The following is an 18,544-nucleotide window of genomic DNA, read 5'->3' on the forward strand; positions in this document are numbered from 1 at the left end:
GCGCGAGCGCTCGCGCAGGGCGACGGAGAACGGGATGACAGCACTCATGGCGCCATCATACCGAGAAGGTTAGGCGAGCCTAACCTTCTTTCTCAGTGTGGTCGCGGCTCGACCCCGAGCCGCCGGCACGCCTCGTCGTAGAGTGCGACGATCTCGCGGCGCACCTCGCGCCGCTCGGCGATCGACCCGCCCGGCCACGGCACGCGCACCTCGGTCACAGCGCCACCCTCATCGGTGACGACCCACTCGCCGCCGTCACCGTCAAACCCGGTCATCCGCGCCGACACGACCGTCGACACCGGACCGAACGCCCGGGCGATGAGCACGTTGTCGTCTCGGTGGTCGTCGTTCATATGGGCGAGCACGGCTCGCTGGATCTCGGGGTCGAAGATGAACGTCATTAGGTAAGCCTAACTTCGCGGACCGCCCGCCCGTCCGCCGTTCGCTTCCGGTCCGGCATCCGATCGACGTTCCACACCGGGACCGATCATCCGCGACCCGTCACGCGGAGTCGCCGGGCGACACGCCGCTCGACCCGCGCCCTGAGCGGCGCGTCCTCCCCCGACTCCGCACAACGGCACAACCCCGCCGGGCACGTCCCCGACCCGTCACGCGGAGTCAGCGGGCGACACGCCGCCACAGCGGCACCGCCCACGGCGTGTCGCCGCCCGACTCCGCACGACGGCACGCCCCGCGACGCGGCGCCGACCCCGCACGACGGCACGCCCCGCGGCGCAGCGCCGACCCCGCACGACGACCCGCGCCGGTGGCGACCGGCCCGTCCGCTCAGTCCGCGAACGGCTCCAGACGCTTGTGCATCACGGCCACGGCGTCGGCGTTGTCATCGATCAGCACGGAGTGCCGGCCGAGCGGCGCGGCGACGGCGCCCAGCGTGCCGCTGCCGGCGAACATGTCGAGCACGCGGTCGCCGGGGCGGCTCGAAGCCTGCACCATGCGGCGCAGCACGCCCTCGGGCTTCTGCGTCGGGTAGCCGGTCTTCTCGCGGCCCGTGGTCGGCACGATCGTGTGCCACCAGACGTCGGTGGGCATCTTGCCGCGCGCGGCCTTCTCGGCCGTCACGAGGCCCGGGGCCATGTACGGCTCGCGGTCCACGGCATCCGAATCGAAGAAGTACTTCGCCGGATCCTTCACGTACACGAGGATCGTCTCGTGCTTCGTGGGCCAGCGGCGCTTGGTCTTCGCGCCGTAGTCGTAGGCCCAGATCAGCTCGTTGATGAAGTGGTCGCGCCCGAACAGCGCGTCGCACATGACCTTGGCGTAGTGCACCTCGCGGTAGTCGAGGTGGAGGTAGAGCGTGCCGTCGTCGGCGAGCAGACGCCACGCCTCGATGAGCCGCGGTTCGAGGAAGCCCCAGTAGTCATCGAACCGGTCGTCGTAGGTGCGCAGGTCGCCGCGCAGCCGCGCGTACTCGCGCCCGTGGAAGCCGCGCTGCACCACCGGCGGCGGGGGCGGTTCCTCTTCGGGGAAGTCGAGCATGTTGGGATCGGATGCCACGGCCTCGGGCTCCTCGGCATCCGGGGTCTCTTCGACCGGAGGCGTCCACGTCGCCGACTCGACCGCCTTGGAGCGCGTGCGCCCCGTGTTGAACGGCGGATCGAGGTAGACGAGCGCGAACGAACCGTCGGCGTAGACCGGGGTGACGGTGAGGTTGTCGGCGTGGTGAATCTCGACGCGGCCGGGTTCGGGGGCGTCGGGGAGGACCTCGGTGCTCACGGGACGCGCTGCAGCCACGCGTCGGTGGCGAACTTCGTCTCGACCAGCGCCTCGGCCTCGGCGTACTCCTCGTCGGTGATGTGCCCTTCGGTGGCGCCGTACAGGGTCGTGAACGTCCGGATGAAGCGGTCGATGACCTGGTCGCGCGGGAGGCCGGTCTGGCTGCGCAGCGGGTCGACGCGCTTGGCGGCCGAGACGGTGCCCTTGTCGCTGAGCTTCTCGCGGCCGATGCGGAGGACCTCGGTGAGCACCTGACCGTCCATGTCGTAGCTGAGGGTCGCGTGGTGCAGCACCCCGCCGTTGGCGAGGCGCTTCTGCGCGGCGCCGCCGATCTTGCCGTGGGGCCCGGCGATGTCGTTGAGCGGCTGATACACCGCATCGATGCCGAGAGAGCGCAACGCCTGGAGCACCCAGTCGTCGAGGAAGGCGTACGAGTCGGCGAAGGTCATGCCGGCGACGAGGGATGCCGGGACGTACAGCGAGTAGGTCACGATCGAGTTCGCGGCCATGAGCATCGCTCCCCCGCCGGAGATGCGGCGGACGACGTCGAAGCCGTGCTTCGCGGCCCCCTCGGGGTCGACCTCGTTGCGCAGCGACTGGAACGAGCCGATGACGACGGCGTTCTCGTTCCACTCCCACAGGCGCAGCGTGGGCTTGCGCAGCCCCGCGCCGACCCGGGTGGTGAGCACCTCGTCGAGGGCGAGGTTCATGCGCGGGGAGACGGGACCGTCGTGCACGACCTCCCACTCGAAATCGGCCCAACCGGGGGCGGTCACCAGCGCGCGGCGGATCGCGGTCGCGACCGACTCGGGCGTGAACCCGAGCAGCTGTGCTCCCTCGGGCAGCGCCGCGCGGATCGCCGCGGCGATCGTGGGGACGTCGGACTCGATCGGCAGACCATTGACGGCGGCGTCGATGTCGTCGAGGGCGTCGTCGGGCTCGAGGAAGAAGTCGCCCGCGAGGTGGAAGCCGTGGATGCGACCCTCGCGCTCTTCGAGGTCGACGACGACCAGCTTTCCCCCGGGGACCTTGTACTCGCCGTGCATACGTCCAGCCTACGGCGGGGGCGCGGCGGCCGCGGCGGGTCTGGAGGCGCCTGGGTTGCCGCCGTCCGCCGCCGAGACTGCGTCGAGCTGACATCTCCCCTGCAGCGTGCAGTGGAGATGTCAGCTGCGTGCAGTCTCGGCGACCATCTCGACCGGAGCGGGAGCGGTCGCGGCGCGGTGCTGCCGCTCGATCGTCTGACCCGCGTACGACGCCGCGATGATGAGCGCTCCGCCGGCGAAGCCGGGCAGACCGAGGACCTCGCCGCCGATCACCACCGCCACGGCGAGCGCCCACACGGGCTCGGTGCCCATGAGGATGCTGGCGCGGGTCGCCGACGTCCGCCGCACGGCCCACAGCTGCACGACGAACGCGAAGACCGAGCACATGAGGCCGAGGAACAGCACGTCGAACCATCCGGATGCCGTGAGCCGACCGACCGCGAGGGGAAGGTCGATGCCGGCCACCGCCGACGACGCCAGCGCGCACACGACGAGTTGCACGCACACCACCGCCAGGGTGCTGTCGTCGCGACCGCGCGTCAGCCGCGCGCTCGCGGTGACGTGGAACGCGCGCACCACCGCGGCCGCGATCACCAGGGCGTCACCCGCCGTGGGGAGGCGGAACCCCGCACCCGACACCAGCAGCGCGACGCCCACGACGGCGGCGACCGCGGCGACGAAGTACGACCGCGGCAGCCACGAACGTGCGGCCACGCTGTCCAGGAGCGGGGTGAAGATCAGCGCGAGGCTGATCAGCAGCCCGGCATTGGTCGCCGAGGTGAGGTGCACGCCCCACGTCTCGAGGCCGATCACCGCGGCTTGCGAGCACCCGAGGAGCGCCGCGATCGCGAGGCCGCGGCCGCGTGGCATCCGTTCCCTCCGTACGAGGCAGATGACCCCGAGCGCGGTCGCGGCGACGAGGAAGCGCAGCGCGACGGCGGGGGCGACGCCCACCTCGTCGGTGAGTTCTTTGGCGGCGAGGAAGCTCGCGCCCCACACCGCCGCGACGGCGATGAGCAGGACGTCGACGACGATCTCGGGAGGGCGGCGGGTCACACATCCACCGTCGTGGCCGGAAGCCGGAAGAACAATGGCCGGTTGCTTCATCGTCCCGTAAGTTTCAACTTATGGATGCCGCCCACCTCCGCCTGCTCCGCGAGCTCGGCGACCGCGGCAGCGTGGCGGCCGTCGCCGCGGCCCTGCACATCTCGGCTTCGGCGGTGTCGCAGCAGCTCGCGCACCTGCAGGCGCGCGTTCCCGTCCCGCTGACCGTCCGGCGCGGGCGCGTGCTGACGCTGACCGCGGCGGGCGAGGCGCTTGCGGCGGCGGGTACGCGCGTCGACGAGGCGTTGACCGCGGCGCGGGAAGCCGTCGGGGCGTTCCTCGACAGCAACGACCGGCCCGTGCGGGTATCGGCCTTCCACAGTGCGGGACTGGCGCTGTTCGGTGCGCTGTTGCGCGAGCTCGACGGCATCCCTCCCCTGCACCTGTCCGACGCCGATGTCGCCCACAGCGACTTCCCCGGGCTCACCGCCGACCACGACCTCGTGATCGCGCACCGCCTGTCGCACGATGCGCCCTGGCCCGCCGATCGCGTGGTCGCGACGCCGCTGCTGACGGAGCCGCTCGACATCGCCCTGCCCGCGGCGCACCCGCTCGCCGCGCGCGAATTCCTCATCGCCGACGACCTCGCCGACGAGCGCTGGGTGTCGGTGCATCCGGGGTTCCCGCTGGCAGGGCTGCTAGATCACCTCGCGGCGCATCTCGGTCGCCCACTCGACATCGCGCACCGCATCAACGAGTTCTCGGTCACCGCCGAGGTCGTTCGGGCGGGCGCGGCGATCGCGGTGCTGCCGCGCACGACGGGTCTGCCGCTGGCCGTGGACGGACTCGTGCTGCGTCCGCTCGCGGATGTGGCGCTGGTGCGGCACGTCGACGCGCTCGCGCGGCCCGATGCCCTGGCGTACGCGGCCGTGCGTCGGGTGCTGGGCGCCCTGCGCGCGGTGGCCGGACGCGCGACGGAGGCCGCCGGCGAGCCCCGCTCACACTGACTCGCGCCGAATGCACGCGAGAGGTGCGCTCGCGCGAGCATTCGGCGCAAGTCACCGATGAGCGCCCTCGAATCCACCCCGGCGCCGGCCCGTCGAACACCGAGACCGGCCCTCGCGCCCGTCCCCGCCCCTCCCCACCACGCTGACTCGCGGCGTACGTACGCGGAGCGCGAGATCGTGCGCGCATTCGGCGCACGTCACCGGCTCGCGCAGCGCCCGCCGGACGCTTCGACGAGCGCAGGGACCTCCCCGGTGCGAACCGAAGCACCGGGCCCTTCGACAGACTCAGGGACCTGACGCGGCAGGTGGCTGAGCCCGTCGGCACCTCGCGTTCAGGCGGGGAGGAAGCCCGTCGTCAGCGACTCCGGGGACAGCACGTGCTCGACCGCGAGCATGCTCGCACCGATCACGCCCGCCTTCTCCGCGGCGACGGAGGGGACGATCGACAGGTGCTCTGTCGCGAGCGGCGTGGAGCGGGTGTAGACGACCTCTCGGACGCCGGCGATGAGGTGCTCGCCGACGCGGGCCATCGACCCGCCGATCGCGATGACGGAGGGGTTGATGAAGCTCACGCACGTCGTCAGCACGTCGCCGATGTCGCGGCCCGCCTGGCGCACGGCCTGGATCGCATCGACGTTCCCGCGCTTGACGAGGTCGACGACGTCGTCGCCGCTCTGGGCATCGATCCCCTCCTCGCGGAGCACACGGGCGATCGCGGGACCGGATGCCAGGGCTTCGAGGCATCCCCGGTTTCCGCAGCGGCAGGCCACCGTCGAAGCCCGGGCCAACTGCACATGACCGATGTCGCCGGCGGTGCCCTGCGCTCCGCGCTGGAGCTGGCCGCCGGCGATGAGGCCGGCGCCGATGCCGGTCGCGACCTTGACGAAGAGGAAGTGACCGACCCCCGGCCACGCGACACTGCGCTCGCCGAGCGCCATGACGTTGACGTCGTTGTCGACCAGGACCGGCACGGGGAGGTGCGCCGCGATCCATCCGGGGATGTCGAACCGATCCCAGCCCGGCATGATCGGCGGGTTGACCGGGAGACCGGTGGAGTGCTCGACGGGGCCGGGCACGCCGATGCCCATCGCCGCGACGTCCCGCGGCGAGCGCCCCGCGCCGGCGAGCAGCTCGTGCGCTCCGTCCACGACCCAGCTCAGCACCGGTTCCGGGCCGAGTGCGATGTCGAGCGCCCCGCTCTTCTCGAGCAGGATGGTGCCGGAGAGGTCGGCGATCGCGACGGTCGCGTGCGAGGCTCCGATGTCGACCGCGACGACCACCTTCGCCGCGGGGTTGATCGCGAACTGCGACGGTGGGCGTCCCCCGGTCGACACCGCGTCGGCGACCGGGGTGATGAGGCCCATCCGCATGAGCTCGTCGACACGGACGGCCACGGTCGAGCGCGCGAGCCCGGTGGACTTCGCCAGCTCCGCCCGCGTGCGCGGCACGCCGTCGCGCAGCAGCTGGAACAGCTGGCTGACGCCGCTCGCGACCTGCGGGGACTCGGTGGTCATCCTCTTCACGCCCTCAGTACATCACCGGTGGATGGGTCCGGCGGTCACGCCGGGAGCGAAGCATCTCGCACGCCACGCGCACACGCCCCGGAACGCCGGCGACGATCGCGGCGCGCACCCGCGAGCCCCGGCGTCATCGTCGCCCGGGTTGGCGGGAGAAACGCTGCTGGAGCAGCACCGCGACGACGATGATCACGCCCTTGGCCACGGCCTGGACGGAGGACGACAGGTTGTTCTGGACGAAGACGTTGGTCAGCGTCGCGAAGATCAGGACGCCGAACACCGTGCCGGTGATCGTTCCGCGTCCTCCCACGAGCAGCGTTCCGCCGACGACCACCGCGGCGATCACGTCGAGCTCGAGCAGCTGACCGTTCGTGGAGCTGCCGGCCGTCGTGCGGCCGAGGAACATGACGCCCGCGATTCCGGATGCCAGCCCCACCAGCACGTACAGCCACATGACGTGCCGCCGGACGTCGATACCCGCGAGACGCGCGGCCTCGCGGTTGCCGCCGATCGCGACGGTCCGACGACCGAAGGTGGTGCGATTCAGCAGTACCCAGCCGAGCACGGCGACGATCAGGAAGATCCAGATGAGCATGTTCACGCCGAGGATGTTCGCGTTCATGAAGGTGATGAAGCCGCGGTCCTGGACGACGAGGGTGCGCCGCTCCGCGAGAATCTCGGCGAGGCCCCGTGCACCGACGAGCATCGCGAGCGTGGCCATGAACGCCACCACATTGCCGTAGGCGATCACCACGCCGTTGATGAGACCGGCGACGGCACCGACCGCGAGGGCGAGGAGCACGAAGACGATCCAGTGCATCGAGTCCGCGAGGTCCTGCACCACCGCGAGCGTGCCCACGACGGAGGCGAGACCGGTGACCGAGCCGACCGACAGGTCGATGCCACCCGCGATGATCACGAGGGTCATCGCGACCGCGATGACACCCACGATCGAGGCCTGACGAAGGATGACGAACACGTTGTCGAGGGTGAGGAAGGTCCCGGGTGCGGTGATCGCCCCCACGATGAACATCACCAGCAACGCGATGACGAGGCCGATGTTGCGTCCGGCGGAGCCGGCGAAGAACGCCCGCAGCGGGGACGTCGCGGAGGGGGAGGCCGGCGGGATGCCGGCCTCGGCGGGAGCCGTGCGGGCACGGGTCGGGGTGGTCGGCTCGCTCACGCGGCTGTTCCTTTCATGACGAGGTCGAGCACGCCGTGCTCGTCGATCTGGTGCGCGGGAAGGGTGCGCAGGATGCGGCCGTCGGCGACGACGAGGACGGTATCGGCGAGGCCCAGAACTTCCTCGATCTCGCTCGAGACGACGACCACCGCGTTGCCCGCGGCGGCGAGGTCGCGGATGAGGGCATAGATCTCGGCGCGAGCGCCGACGTCGACGCCGCGCGTGGGCTCGTCGAGCAGCAGCACGGTCGTGCCGTGCACGAGCCAGCGCGCGAGGAGGATCTTCTGCTGATTGCCGCCCGACAGGGTGCGCGCGGGACGATCCGGGTCGGCGGGCCGCAGCTCGAAGGCGTCGATCTGCTCGCGGGCCACGCGGCGCGCGGCCCGGTCGTCGAGGAAGCCGCCCTTGGCGAAGCGCGCCATCGAGGCGAGTGCGATGTTGACGAAGATCGGCTCGTCGAGCACGAGCCCCTGGCTCTTGCGCTCCTCGGGGGAGAGGCCGATGCCGGCGCGCACGGCCGCGTGTACCGACCCGCGCGGCAGCGCTCGGTCGCGAACGCGCACCGTCCCCTCGCTCGCCCTGCGCGCGCCGTACACCGTCTCGAGGATCTCCGAGCGTCCTGAGCCGACGAGACCCGCGAGCCCGACGACCTCCCCGGCGCGAACGGTGAACGACACGTCGGCGAAGACACCCGCGAGCCCGAGCCCCTGCACGTCGAGGACGACCGGGGCGTCGGGCTCGACCGGCATCCGGTCCGGGAACACGTTCGCGATATCGCGGCCCGTCATGAGGCGGATGAGCTCTGCGGTCGGCGTGTCGGCCACCGGGAGGCCGACCGCGGTCGTGCGGCCGTCCTTCAGGACCGTGATGCGGTCGCCGATCTCGCGGATCTCCTCGAGACGGTGCGTGATGTAGACCACCGCGATGCCCGCCGCCGTGAGCTCGCGAACCACCGCGAACAGGTTCTTCACCTCTTCGGTGTCGAGCACCGCCGAGGGCTCGTCCATGATGATGAGCTTGATGTCGTGCGACAGGGCGCGCGCCATGCTGACGATCTGCTTGTTCGCCGCGCTCAGCGTGCCGACTTCGGTGTGCGGGGGCAGGTTCGCGTGCCCGAGGCGACGCAGCAGCTCGGTCGTCCGCCGGGCGGCTTCGCCGCGCTGCGTGAAGCCTCCGCGCGCGAGCTCGTGCCCGAGGAAGATGTTCTCCGCGATCGTCAGTCCGTCGACGACGTCCAGCTCCTGGTACATCGTCGCGATCCCGAGCTCGATGGCCGCGTCGGGGTCGGCGATCTCGACGGGCTCCCCGCGCCAGACGATCTCTCCGGCGTCAGGACGGTGCACACCCGCCAGCGTCTTGATCAACGTCGACTTGCCGGCGCCGTTCTGCCCGAGCACGCAGTGCACCTCGCCCGCGCGGACCTCGAGATCGACGCCGCGCAGGGCCTGGACGCCGGAGAAGGCCTTCGTCACTCCCCGTACGTCGAGTAATGACGGTTCATGGTCATCTTTGATCACGGGGCGAACCTAACATGCGCAATTTTCGACCGCGAGGGTTCGCGGACTCCCGGCCAGCCCTCCGGTCTGCCCACCCCCGGAACCACGGGCATCCGCAGAAAATCCCAGTAGGGAAGCCAGTAGTGCACTTCTGTCGATAATCACGCAAAAGCTGATGTGGATGATGACCCTTCTGTTAGCGTGAGCCGCGTCAACGCCGACCCTCCCCGCAGGAATGCCCCGGGCCGCGCCGACACCCGCTGCATCACATTCAAGGAGGAAGAACATGCACGCACGCACAGCCTCTCGCTCGCGCCTCGTCCTGACGGGCGTGGCCGCCCTGACCGCCCTCGGCCTGCTGACCGGTTGCACCGGCTCGAGCAGCGAGAGCGAGAACGTCGTCGATCAGGGCACCACGACCGAGGAGAACGCCGCAACCGGCGACACCGTCACCATCGGCTTCTCCGGTCCCGCCGCCGACCACGGCTGGCTCGGCGCCATCAACTCCGGCGCGCTCGCGGCCGCCGAGAGCTTCCCCGACGTCGACCTCCAGGTCGCGGAGGGAACGAACGACGTCAACGCGCAGATCGCCGCAGTCGAGACCTTCATCAACAACAAGGTGGATGCCATCGTGCTCCTGCCCAGCGACGGGGCGGCGCTCACCGAGGTCGCCACGCGCGCCATGGAGGCCGGCATCCCGGTCATCAACGTCGACCGCGAGTTCTCGAGCCCCTTCGCCGCCCGCACGACCGTGCTCGGCGACAATTACGGCATGGGCGTGAGCGCCGGCACCTACATCTGCGAGCAGCTGAGCGGACAGAGCGACGCGATCGTCGCCGAGATCGCCGGCATCGACTCGCTCCCGCTCACGCAGGACCGCTCGGCGGGGTTCAAGGACGCGCTGTCGGACTGCGGTCTCGAGGTCGGCCCGCGCGTCGCCGCCGACTTCACGGTCCAGGGCGGCGAGGCATCCACCTCCCAGCTGCTGTCGGCCAACCCGAAGATCGACGCCATCTGGAACCACGACGACGACCAGGGCATCGGCGTACTCGCCGCGATCACGGCCGCGGGACGCGACGAGTTCTTCATGGTCGGCGGCGCGGGCAGCAAGAACGCCATGGAAGCGATCCAGGCGGGAGACACCCCGCTGCAAGCGACCGTGATCTACCCCTCGACCCAGGCCGCGGACGGCATCGCCCTGGCGCGCCTGATCGCCCAGAAGAAGACCGCGGGCGACCTCATCACCCCGAGCGTTCCGAACCGTATCGTTCTCGATGCACCGGTCGTGACGAAGGACAACGTCGACTCGTACATCGACCTGGCGTTCGAGTCCTGAGCTCCCGGGGGCGTCCACCGCGGTGGGCGCCCTCTCCCTCCCCCGACAGAAAGGCGATCCCGTGACCGCCCCTCTTCGCATCGCCATGATCGGCGCCGGCTTCATGGGCGCCGCCCACTCCCAGGGCTGGCGCGTCGCGCCCCGCTTCTTCGATCTCCCCCTCGCCCCCGAGATGAGTGTGCTCGTCGGTCGCGACGCCGACCGCACCCGCACCGCGGCCGAGACCTGGGGCTGGGTCGAGCCCTCCACCGACTGGCGCGAAGCCATCGCCCGCGACGACATCGACGTCGTCGACATCGTCACCCCCGGCGACTCGCACGCTGAGATCGCCCTCGCCGCGATCGCGGCCGGCAAGCACGTCCTCTGCGAGAAGCCCCTCGCCAATACCGTCGACGAAGCCGAGCGCATGACCGCGGCGGCGGAGGAGGCCCGAGGCCGTGGCATCCGGTCGATGGTCGGATTCACGTACCGCCGTGTTCCGGCGGCAACCTTCGCCCGCGACCTGGTCCGGTCCGGCCGCCTCGGCGAGATCCGTCAGGTACGGGCCGAGTACCTGCAGGACTGGCTGAGCGATGCCGAAGCCCCGCTCACCTGGCGTCTGGACAAGGACCGCGCCGGCTCCGGCTCGCTCGGCGACATCGGCGCCCACGCGGTCGATCTGACCGAGTTCATCACCGGGCAGCGCCTCTCACGGGTGGCGGGCGTGCTCGAGACGATCGTCGCCGAGCGGCCCGTGCTGGCCTCCTCGTCCGGCCTGTCGGGGTCGGCCGGCACCGAGCGCGGACCTGTCACGGTCGACGACGTCGCCCTCTTCACCGGGCGGCTCACCTCGGGCGCGCTCGCCTCGTTCGAAGCCACCCGTTTCCGCACAGGCCGCAAGAACGCGCTCCGTATCGAGGTCTCGGGTTCGCTCGGGGCCCTCTCGTTCGACCTCGAACGCCTCAACGAGCTCGAGGTCTACGACGCCACCGCACCCGAGATTGAGCGGGGGTTCCGTCGCATCCTCGTCACCGAGCCCGGCCACCCCTACGCCGGCGCCTGGTGGCCGACCGGACACATGCTCGGCTACGAGCACGGCTTCTCGCACCAGGCGAAGGACTTCGTGGAGGCGATCGCCGAAGGCTCCGATCCGCGGCCGTCGTTCGCGGACGGCCTGCACGTGCAGCGCGTGCTCGACGCCGTCGCCCGCAGCTCCGACGCCGACAGCGTGTGGGTCGACGTCGACACCCAGACCGGGACATCCCGCGACGAAAGGACCTCGCAATGACGCGACCGATCACGCTGTTCACCGGCCAGTGGGCCGACCTCCCGTTCGAGGAGGTCGCCCGTCTCGCCGGGGAGTGGGGCTACGACGGCCTCGAGATCGCCTGCTGGGGCGACCACCTCGACCCGTGGCGCTGGGACGACGACGCCTACGTGCGGGGCAGGCTCGACATCCTCGAGCGCAACGGCCTCACGGTGCGGGCCATCGCCAACCACCTGAAGGGTCAGGCCGTCTGCGACGACCCCATCGACCAGCGCCACCGCGACATCGTGTCGGACCGGGTCTGGGGAGACGGCGACCCCGAGGGCGTCCGGCAGCGAGCCGCCGAGGAGATGAAGAACACCGCGCGCCTGGCGGCGAAGCTCGGTGTGAAGATCGTGACGGGGTTCACGGGATCGAGCATCTGGAAGTACGTCGCGATGTTCCCGCCCGCCACCGAGGAGATGGTGGATGCCGGCTACCAAGACTTCGCCGACCGCTGGAACCCCATCCTCGACGTCTTCGACGAGGTCGGCGTGCGCTTCGCTCACGAGGTGCACCCCTCGGAGATCGCCTACGACTATTGGACGGCGACGCGCGCGCTGGAGGCGATCGGACACCGCGAGGCCTTCGGGCTGAACTGGGACCCCTCGCACATGGTGTGGCAGGACATCGATCCGGTCGGGTTCCTGTGGGACTTCCGCGATCGCATCATCCACGTGCACTGCAAGGACACGAAGAAGCGTCTCACGAACGGCCGTAACGGTCGCCTGGCCTCGCACCTCCCGTGGGCCGATCCGCGGCGCGGGTGGGACTTCATCTCAACCGGTCACGGCGATGTGCCGTGGGAGGACGCTTTCCGGATGCTGAACGCGATCGGCTACGACGGCCCCCTGTCGGTCGAGTGGGAGGACGCGGGCATGGACCGTCTCGTCGGAGCGCCGGAAGCACTCGCCTTCGTGCAGAGGCTGTCGACCTACGAGCCGTCGGGGGCGGCGTTCGACGCGGCGTTCAGCCGCCACTGACCCGGGGGCACAGGGAAGCGGGGGCGAGGGGCCGGATGCGGGGGCGTCCGGCCCCTCTTCCTGCGCCTCCTCCCCCTCCCCTGACGGGGGCGGAGGGGGATGACTCACGGCATATGCACGCGGAAAGCGCGATCGCGCCAGCATTCGGCGCAAGTCATCGCATATGAGACACGCCACGCACGCGGAACCCGGACAAGTCGACACGGGGAGGCACGCGGGTGGGGCGGGTGGGGCGAGGCGAAGCAGGCGGCCGGAGCGAGGCTGCACCCCACCACCACGGAGGGCCCCGCGGCGGGTCAGGCGCGAGCGGGGAGGCGGGCGTCGAGCCAGGCGAGGAGGTCGGCGCGGACCTCGGCCTGCTGCACCTCGGCGAAGATCTCGTGCCGGGCGCCGGGATACACGAGCGTCGTGACGTCGGTCAGGCCGGATCGCGAGCGATACGCGTCGGCGAGCAGGTGCACGCTGCGCGGGCCGCCGACCGTATCGTCACGTCCGACCATCAGCAGCACGGGGACATCGCGCTCGAGGTTGCGGCGCGGGCGACCGAAGAGCTTCGCGGCCTCGATGGGACCGAACAGCTTCGCCAGCGGCACCGAGGTGGTCAGCGGATCGGCCACGAAGTCGCGACCGACCTGCTCGTCGCTCGAGAGCCACTGCATGCCCGAACCGCCGAGCTTCTTCCACGGGCCGTTCAGATCGCCGGGGTTGAGAGCCCCGGGCCACCGCAGGGCCGAACCGCTCAGGACGACCGCGTCGAAGGCATCCGGATGCCGATCCAGCAGCATCTGCGCGAGGAAGGAGCCCCACGAGTGCCCGAGGAGCACGAGTGGGAGGTCGGGGTGACGCTCGCGGATGATCTGTGTGAGCGTCCAGACCGCGTCGCGAGCGGCGCCGAGGCCGCCCGGACCCAGGCGCCCGAGCTTGGTGTGATCGCCGCCCCACTGCCGAAGGCCCGTGCGCCCGTGCCCGCGGTGGTCGTCGGCGTACACGGTGTAGCCGTCGGCGACGAGGGCATCGATGAGCGCCGCGTAGCGACCGGCATGCTCGCCGACACCGTGGAGCAGCTGCACGACGGCGCGGGGATCCTCTGCCTCGTACACGTCGTAGACGATCGTGATGCCGTATGCGTCGACGAACTCAGGCATGCGCCGATCCTAGGGTCAACCCGGCGACCTCGGTTTATTTAGCAAAACTAATGAGCTATGCTAACGAATAGAGGAGACGAGTATGCGCGCGAACGATTCAGGTCCGGACACGGCCCTCACCTCGGCGGCATCCGAACTCCGCATGGCGACGTTCCGTCTGGCGCGACGGCTCCGCGCGCAGCGCGCGGTCGACTCCATGAGCGATGGACAGTTCGCGGTGCTCGCGGCCCTCACCATCCACGGCGAGCACACGCTCGGTCAGCTCGCGGAGCGCGAGCGCGTCACGGCGCCGTCGATGAACCGCACGGTGTCGCTCCTCGAGGACGCGGGATACGTCACGCGCACCCCGCACGAAGACGATCGGCGCAAAGTCACGATCGCCTTGACGGATGCCGGTCGCACCGTCGTCGACGAGACGGTCCGGCGGCGCGACGCCTGGCTCGAAGAGGCCCTCGACGGGCTCACCCCGGCGGAGCGCCAGACCCTGGCCGCGGCGGCCGAGATCATGAGGAAGGTGGCGGAGAGATGAGCGCGATGTTCCGATCCTTCTCGGTCTTCAACTACCGCGTCTGGTTCATCGGCGCCCTGGTGTCGAACATCGGCGCGTGGATGCAGGCGACGGCGCAGAACTGGGTCGTGCTCACGCAGCTCACGGACAACGACGCGGCGGCGATGGGCGTCACCATGGCCCTGCAGTTCGCCCCTCCCCTGCTGCTCGTGAGTGTCACAGGATGGGTCGCCGACCGCTTCGACCGACGCAAGCTCATCATGTGCACGCAATCGGCGCTGCTCGCGCTGGCCCTGAGCCTCGGCATCCTGATCCTCACCGGCGTGATGACGCTCCCCCTGATGTACGGCTTCGCTCTCGCGCTCGGCGTGGTCACCGCCTTCGACAACCCGGCGCGGCAGACCTTCGTCTCCGACCTCGTCGAGAAAGAGAACGCCTCGAACGCCGTGGCGCTGAACGCGGCGTCGTTCAACACCGCCCGACTCATCGGACCCGCGGTGGCCGGCGTCATGATCGTGGTCGTGGGCACCGGCTGGGTGTTCCTCGTCAACGCCGTGACCTTCCTCGCCATGCTCGCGGCTCTGCTGATCATGCGCCCCCACGAACTGGTGGTCCACCACCGCCGCGGTGGCCCCGCGCGGCTCGCGGACGGGTTCCGCTACGTCGCGAAGCGCCCCGACCTCGTCGTGACGTTCTCGATGGTGTTCCTGCTCGGGGCGTTCGGCATGAACTTCCCGATCTTCGCCTCGACGATGGCCCTCGAGTTCGGCCGGGGTGCCGACGGGTTCGGCCTGCTGAGCTCGTTCGTCGCGATCGGCTCGCTCGCCGGCGCGCTGCTCGCCGCGCGTCGCGAGCGCGCCCGGATGCGCGTGGTCATCCTCGGCTCGGGCGGGTTCGCCGTGGCATCCACTCTCTCGGTGCTCGCACCGAGCTACGGCGCGTACGCCGCGACTCTCGTGCTGACGGGATTCTGCGTCGTGACCACGCTCACCACCGCGAACGGCTACGTGCAGACCACGACCGACCCCGCGCTGCGTGGACGGGTGCTCGCGCTCTATATGGCGATCCTGCTCGGCGGCACCCCGGTGGGCGCCCCGATCGTGGGCTGGGTCGCGAGCGAGTTCGGCCCCCGCGTCGCGATCGGACTCGCCGCCGTCGCCGCTGTCGCCGCCTGCGGGATCGGTGTCGCGTGGACGCTGTCGTCGGGTCGCGTGCACCGCCATGAGACCAAGCGCTTCCGCCTGACGCTCGACGAGACACGGCCCGTCACCGTCGTCACCCCGGAGCCCGAGGACTTCAGCGACGAGGTGGCGGGAACGACGCCGATTCCGCTCGCCACCGGCGAGCGCGCGCCCCGACCCGGGGCGCATCGCCCCGCCTCGCATCACCCCTGAACCTCCCGGTCAAGGGATAGCCGCCACCCAATGTAGCTAGATAAGCTAGCTACATGAACGAACGCATGGTCGGGCGCCGCTGGGCGGGGCTCGTCTTCATCAGCATCGCCGTCTCGCTGATCATCGTCGACTCGACGATCGTCAACGTGGCCGTCCCCTCGATCGTCGAGGATCTCGGGATCTCGTCGACCGAGGTGCAGTGGGTCCAAGAGGCCTACACCCTCGTCTTCGCCTCGTTCCTGCTCGTGTTCGGCAGTCTCGCCGACCGGTTCGGCCGACGACGCCTCATGCTCATCGGCGTCGTCGTGTTCGCGCTCGCCTCGGTCGCGGCATCCCTCGCCCCCACCGGCGGAGCCCTCATCGCGGCGCGGCTCGTGCAGGGCGTCGGCGGGTCGATGATCCTGCCGACCACCCTGTCGCTGATCAACGCGACCTTCCGCGGGAAGGGACGCGGAATCGCCTTCGCCGTGTGGGGATCGACGATCGGCGGTATGGCGGCCGTCGGGCCCCTGCTCGGCGGGTGGCTGACGACCGCCTTCTCGTGGCGGTGGGCGTTCGGCATCAACATCCCGCTCGGCATCCTGATCCTGATCGGCGTCCTGCTGACGGTCGCCGAGTCGCGCAGCGAGCAGCGCGTGGCGATCGACGGCGTCGGCGCCCTGCTCTCGGTGCTCACGATGGCCCCGCTCGTGTTCGCTCTCATCGAGGGGCGCACGTACGGCTGGTGGACGGTCGACGCCGTCCCGACGATCGGTGCGTGGATGTGGCCCCTCGAGCTCTCGCCCGTCCCGATCGCTTTTGCGGTCGCGGCGATCGCCTTGGTGGCCTTCATCGCGTGGGGCGTCGGGCGCCAGCGGCGGGGCCTGTCGACCCTGCTGGCGTTCGACCTGTTCCGCATCGGGTCGTTCCGCAACGGCAACATCGCGGCGGCGGTGGTGTCGCTCGGCGAGTTCGGCATCATCCTCGCGCTGCCGCTGTGGCTGCAGTTCGTCGTCGGCTTCGACGCCCTGCAGACGGGGCTCCTCCTCCTCTCGCTCGCGATCGGCTCGTTCGTCGCGAGCGGGGTCGCGGGAGCCCTCAGCGGCAAGGTCGCCCCCGTGTGGGTCGTGCGCGGCGGCCTGCTCGCCGAGATCGTGGGCGTCGCGGGTGTCGCCCTGACGATCGGACCGGATGCCACCTGGGGACCGCTCATCCCCTTCCTCTTCGTCTACGGTCTCGGGGTGGGTCTCGCCACGGCACAGCTCACCGGCGTGGTCCTTGCCGACGTCCCACCCGCGGCGAGCGGCCAGGCGTCCGGCACGCAGTCGACCTCGCGCCAGCTGGGAGCGGCCCTCGGCGTCGCGATCCTCGGCACGGTCCTGTTCTCGACCACAGCGGGCGTGCTCGCGGGCTCGCTCGACGCTCGGGGCCTCCCCGCCGCCCAGCGCGATCAGGTCGTCTCTCAGGTCGTCGACAGCGCGGGGGCGGCGATCGCGGGGCTCGGACAGTCGCCCTCGACCCAGGACGTCGCGGCGGACGCGCGCGCGGCCTTCAGCGACGGCACCCGCGCCGCGGCGTTCACGGCGGCGGGCTTCCTCACGCTCGGACTGGTGTCGACACTGACGCTCGGGAGGCGGAGGGAGGAGCGGTAGGGCACGCGCTGTCCGACCGGACAGCCACCGCCTTCGTCGCGACGACGGCCGGATGCGAGCGTGCGCATCGTCGGCGAAGTAGCCCTCCTGAGGTGGGCCACGCCCCATCCCATGGGTGTTCGGGGAACCGCGCCCGCAGGTCCGCGAAGGCCTGGCGGTATCCATCGCGGCCGTGCACGTGGGCCAGGCACACGACGACCTCCAACACCGCCACGAGCGAATCCGCGTGAGCCGTGAAGAACAGGGCGGGGATCGCCCAGTCCTGAGCGAACACGGGACCTGCACCCTCGAGCGGCATCGGCACGATGGTGCGGGGCGCGTTCGTTCGCCGATACAGGGCCCAGCACTCTCCGGGATCGTCGAACGGCGGCGGCATGGGTTCCTCGCGACGGAGGGCCGCGAAGGCCGGCGCGAACTCCGACGATCCGATCAGCCCCGATACGTCCGCGCATCGAAGGGCGGCCCACGCCGCGATGCGACGGTGGACGGTGTCATCGGCTTCGGCCAGGGCGAATTCGAGGTCAGGGTCGAGTTTCATGAGGGTGCCCGACCACAGGCCTTGGTCGAGGGTTGCGCGAAGGCGTTCGTTCGGAACGCGATCTCCCCATCGCTCGCGTGCCCGATTCTCACGCTCCGCGGCCTCGCGGAGATCGTCCTCCTCTTGCTCCTGCGGGGTCAGGGTGCGACGGGCGCGATGCCAGTACGCGGCCTCGCTGCTCGTCTGCCGCAGAATTCTGGCGGCGCACGGTGGCTGCGGCCAGAACTGCAGCAGATAGAAGTCCTCCCCCTCTTCTCCGCGATGCGCTTCGTCGAAGCCCCGAGCACAGTAGCGAACACGGTAGTCGCCCGCCGGAAGAGGAAAGCGATACTCCTTGTCGTCCATGAGGCCCAGAAGGTACGCCTCATCGTGCGTGGTCGTGAAGGAGACCTCCACAGCCTCCTCCCACTGGGATGCGAGAGCGGGTTCGGACTCGTGCAGCTCGATGCGGAACGGCACCCATCCGGTATGCGTTCCGACCTGCAGTTCCAGGAGACCAGGGATACCGGCTCCACACAGGCCGTTACTCTCATCCGCCCACGGCGCGCCGAGATCGCTGCGATCGACGGACTCGTCGGTGACCACGGATGCCGACCCGTAGCTCACCGTCATAGAGGGATTCTCAAGCAGGATCTGCATCCGTGAACGCTACCGCCCGCAGCCCGCGCGCACCCTCGCCTCTACCGGGGGTCGAGCT

At 70.5% G+C, this 18,544-nt stretch carries 16 protein-coding genes; 7 read left to right on the forward strand and 9 right to left on the reverse strand.

What is annotated here, in order from left to right:
- Window positions 1-92: 92 nt before the first annotated feature.
- The 4 genes from P2P98_RS11965 to P2P98_RS11980 form a co-directional block, all read right to left on the reverse strand.
- Window positions 93-401, reverse strand: a complete 309-nt coding sequence (locus tag P2P98_RS11965) for a DUF2470 domain-containing protein (RefSeq protein ID WP_275800071.1) — start codon at window positions 399-401, stop codon at window positions 93-95.
- 385 nt (window positions 402-786) lie between these two features.
- A complete protein-coding gene (locus P2P98_RS11970) occupies window positions 787-1,734 on the reverse strand; it encodes a site-specific DNA-methyltransferase (protein WP_275800072.1) in 948 nt (315 codons plus the stop codon).
- Window positions 1,731-2,780, reverse strand: a complete 1,050-nt coding sequence (locus tag P2P98_RS11975) for a biotin/lipoate A/B protein ligase family protein (protein WP_275800073.1) — start codon at window positions 2,778-2,780, stop codon at window positions 1,731-1,733. The genes P2P98_RS11970 and P2P98_RS11975 overlap by 4 nt, the downstream gene beginning before the upstream one ends.
- Before the next feature lie 120 nt (window positions 2,781-2,900).
- Entirely contained in the window at window positions 2,901-3,836 is a 936-nt protein-coding gene (locus tag P2P98_RS11980; protein ID WP_275800074.1) for a DMT family transporter, read from the reverse strand.
- Window positions 3,837-3,907: 71 nt separating this feature from the next.
- Here P2P98_RS11980 and P2P98_RS11985 point away from each other — a divergent pair, with 71 nt between their 5' ends.
- On the forward strand, window positions 3,908-4,831 hold the full coding sequence (locus P2P98_RS11985) for a LysR family transcriptional regulator (RefSeq protein ID WP_275800075.1): 924 nt from the start codon (window positions 3,908-3,910) through the stop codon (window positions 4,829-4,831).
- 332 nt (window positions 4,832-5,163) lie between these two features.
- Here P2P98_RS11985 and P2P98_RS11990 read toward each other — a convergent pair whose 3' ends face one another.
- The 3 genes from P2P98_RS11990 to P2P98_RS12000 all read right to left on the reverse strand — a co-directional run bounded on the left by P2P98_RS11990 (window position 5,164) and on the right by P2P98_RS12000 (window position 9,003).
- Window positions 5,164-6,345 carry an ROK family transcriptional regulator gene (locus P2P98_RS11990; protein ID WP_275800076.1) on the reverse strand — a complete coding sequence of 394 codons (1,182 nt, stop codon included), beginning with the start codon at window positions 6,343-6,345 and terminating at the stop codon, window positions 5,164-5,166.
- Window positions 6,346-6,478: 133 nt separating this feature from the next.
- Complete coding sequence (locus P2P98_RS11995; RefSeq protein ID WP_275800093.1) at window positions 6,479-7,477, reverse strand: ABC transporter permease; 999 nt, start codon at window positions 7,475-7,477, stop codon at window positions 6,479-6,481.
- A gap of 50 nt (window positions 7,478-7,527) precedes the next feature.
- The gene (locus tag P2P98_RS12000; protein ID WP_275800094.1) at window positions 7,528-9,003 is read right to left on the reverse strand and encodes a sugar ABC transporter ATP-binding protein; all 1,476 of its coding nucleotides are present in this window, start codon (window positions 9,001-9,003) and stop codon (window positions 7,528-7,530) included.
- Between the two features lie 310 nt (window positions 9,004-9,313).
- On the opposite strand from P2P98_RS12000, the gene P2P98_RS12005 reads away from it, so the two are divergent.
- From P2P98_RS12005 to P2P98_RS12015, 3 genes are all read left to right on the forward strand, one after another.
- Window positions 9,314-10,363 carry a substrate-binding domain-containing protein gene (locus P2P98_RS12005; protein ID WP_275800077.1) on the forward strand — a complete coding sequence of 350 codons (1,050 nt, stop codon included), beginning with the start codon at window positions 9,314-9,316 and terminating at the stop codon, window positions 10,361-10,363.
- 85 nt (window positions 10,364-10,448) lie between these two features.
- Entirely contained in the window at window positions 10,449-11,630 is a 1,182-nt protein-coding gene (locus P2P98_RS12010; RefSeq protein WP_275800095.1) for a Gfo/Idh/MocA family oxidoreductase, read from the forward strand.
- Entirely contained in the window at window positions 11,627-12,631 is a 1,005-nt protein-coding gene (locus P2P98_RS12015) for a sugar phosphate isomerase/epimerase (protein ID WP_275800078.1), read from the forward strand. Before P2P98_RS12010 ends, P2P98_RS12015 begins: the two co-directional genes overlap by 4 nt.
- Before the next feature lie 296 nt (window positions 12,632-12,927).
- Here the strand turns inward: P2P98_RS12015 and P2P98_RS12020 are convergent, their stop codons facing one another.
- Window positions 12,928-13,776 (reverse strand): alpha/beta fold hydrolase, encoded by an 849-nt coding sequence (locus P2P98_RS12020; protein ID WP_275800079.1) that lies wholly within the window; start codon window positions 13,774-13,776, stop codon window positions 12,928-12,930.
- 82 nt (window positions 13,777-13,858) lie between these two features.
- Here P2P98_RS12020 and P2P98_RS12025 point away from each other — a divergent pair, with 82 nt between their 5' ends.
- Genes P2P98_RS12025 through P2P98_RS12035 form a run of 3 tightly spaced genes read left to right on the forward strand, consistent with a single transcriptional unit; the run spans window position 13,859 to window position 17,309 of the window.
- Window positions 13,859-14,305, forward strand: a complete 447-nt coding sequence (locus P2P98_RS12025; protein ID WP_275800080.1) for a MarR family transcriptional regulator — start codon at window positions 13,859-13,861, stop codon at window positions 14,303-14,305.
- The gene (locus tag P2P98_RS12030) at window positions 14,302-15,678 is read left to right on the forward strand and encodes an MFS transporter (RefSeq protein WP_275800081.1); all 1,377 of its coding nucleotides are present in this window, start codon (window positions 14,302-14,304) and stop codon (window positions 15,676-15,678) included. Before P2P98_RS12025 ends, P2P98_RS12030 begins: the two co-directional genes overlap by 4 nt.
- Before the next feature lie 53 nt (window positions 15,679-15,731).
- Entirely contained in the window at window positions 15,732-17,309 is a 1,578-nt protein-coding gene (locus tag P2P98_RS12035; protein ID WP_275800082.1) for a DHA2 family efflux MFS transporter permease subunit, read from the forward strand.
- On the opposite strand, the gene P2P98_RS12040 is transcribed toward P2P98_RS12035, so the two are convergent.
- Window positions 17,254-18,486 carry a hypothetical protein gene (locus P2P98_RS12040; RefSeq protein WP_275800083.1) on the reverse strand — a complete coding sequence of 411 codons (1,233 nt, stop codon included), beginning with the start codon at window positions 18,484-18,486 and terminating at the stop codon, window positions 17,254-17,256. The genes P2P98_RS12035 and P2P98_RS12040 overlap by 56 nt on opposite strands.
- Between the last annotated feature and the right edge of the window lie 58 nt (window positions 18,487-18,544).

The organism is Microbacterium sp. Kw_RZR3 (assembly GCF_029222405.1).
Lineage (GTDB): Bacteria > Actinomycetota > Actinomycetes > Actinomycetales > Microbacteriaceae > Microbacterium.

Bases quoted from the DNA above. Each gene is read 5' to 3' on its own strand.
- P2P98_RS11965 (WP_275800071.1), bottom strand. From the start codon at position 401: ATGACGTTCATCTTCGACCCCGAGATCCAGCGAGCCGTGCTCGCCCAT.
- P2P98_RS11975 (WP_275800073.1), bottom strand. From the start codon at position 2,780: ATGCACGGCGAGTACAAGGTCCCCGGGGGAAAGCTGGTCGTCGTCGAC.
- P2P98_RS11985 (WP_275800075.1), top strand. From the start codon at position 3,908: ATGGATGCCGCCCACCTCCGCCTGCTCCGCGAGCTCGGCGACCGCGGC.
- P2P98_RS11990 (WP_275800076.1), bottom strand. From the start codon at position 6,345: ATGACCACCGAGTCCCCGCAGGTCGCGAGCGGCGTCAGCCAGCTGTTC.
- P2P98_RS12005 (WP_275800077.1), top strand. From the start codon at position 9,314: ATGCACGCACGCACAGCCTCTCGCTCGCGCCTCGTCCTGACGGGCGTG.
- P2P98_RS12010 (WP_275800095.1), top strand. From the start codon at position 10,449: ATGATCGGCGCCGGCTTCATGGGCGCCGCCCACTCCCAGGGCTGGCGC.
- P2P98_RS12015 (WP_275800078.1), top strand. From the start codon at position 11,627: ATGACGCGACCGATCACGCTGTTCACCGGCCAGTGGGCCGACCTCCCG.
- P2P98_RS12020 (WP_275800079.1), bottom strand. From the start codon at position 13,776: ATGCCTGAGTTCGTCGACGCATACGGCATCACGATCGTCTACGACGTG.
- P2P98_RS12025 (WP_275800080.1), top strand. From the start codon at position 13,859: ATGCGCGCGAACGATTCAGGTCCGGACACGGCCCTCACCTCGGCGGCA.
- P2P98_RS12030 (WP_275800081.1), top strand. From the start codon at position 14,302: ATGAGCGCGATGTTCCGATCCTTCTCGGTCTTCAACTACCGCGTCTGG.
- P2P98_RS12035 (WP_275800082.1), top strand. From the start codon at position 15,732: ATGAACGAACGCATGGTCGGGCGCCGCTGGGCGGGGCTCGTCTTCATC.
- P2P98_RS12040 (WP_275800083.1), bottom strand. From the start codon at position 18,486: ATGCAGATCCTGCTTGAGAATCCCTCTATGACGGTGAGCTACGGGTCG.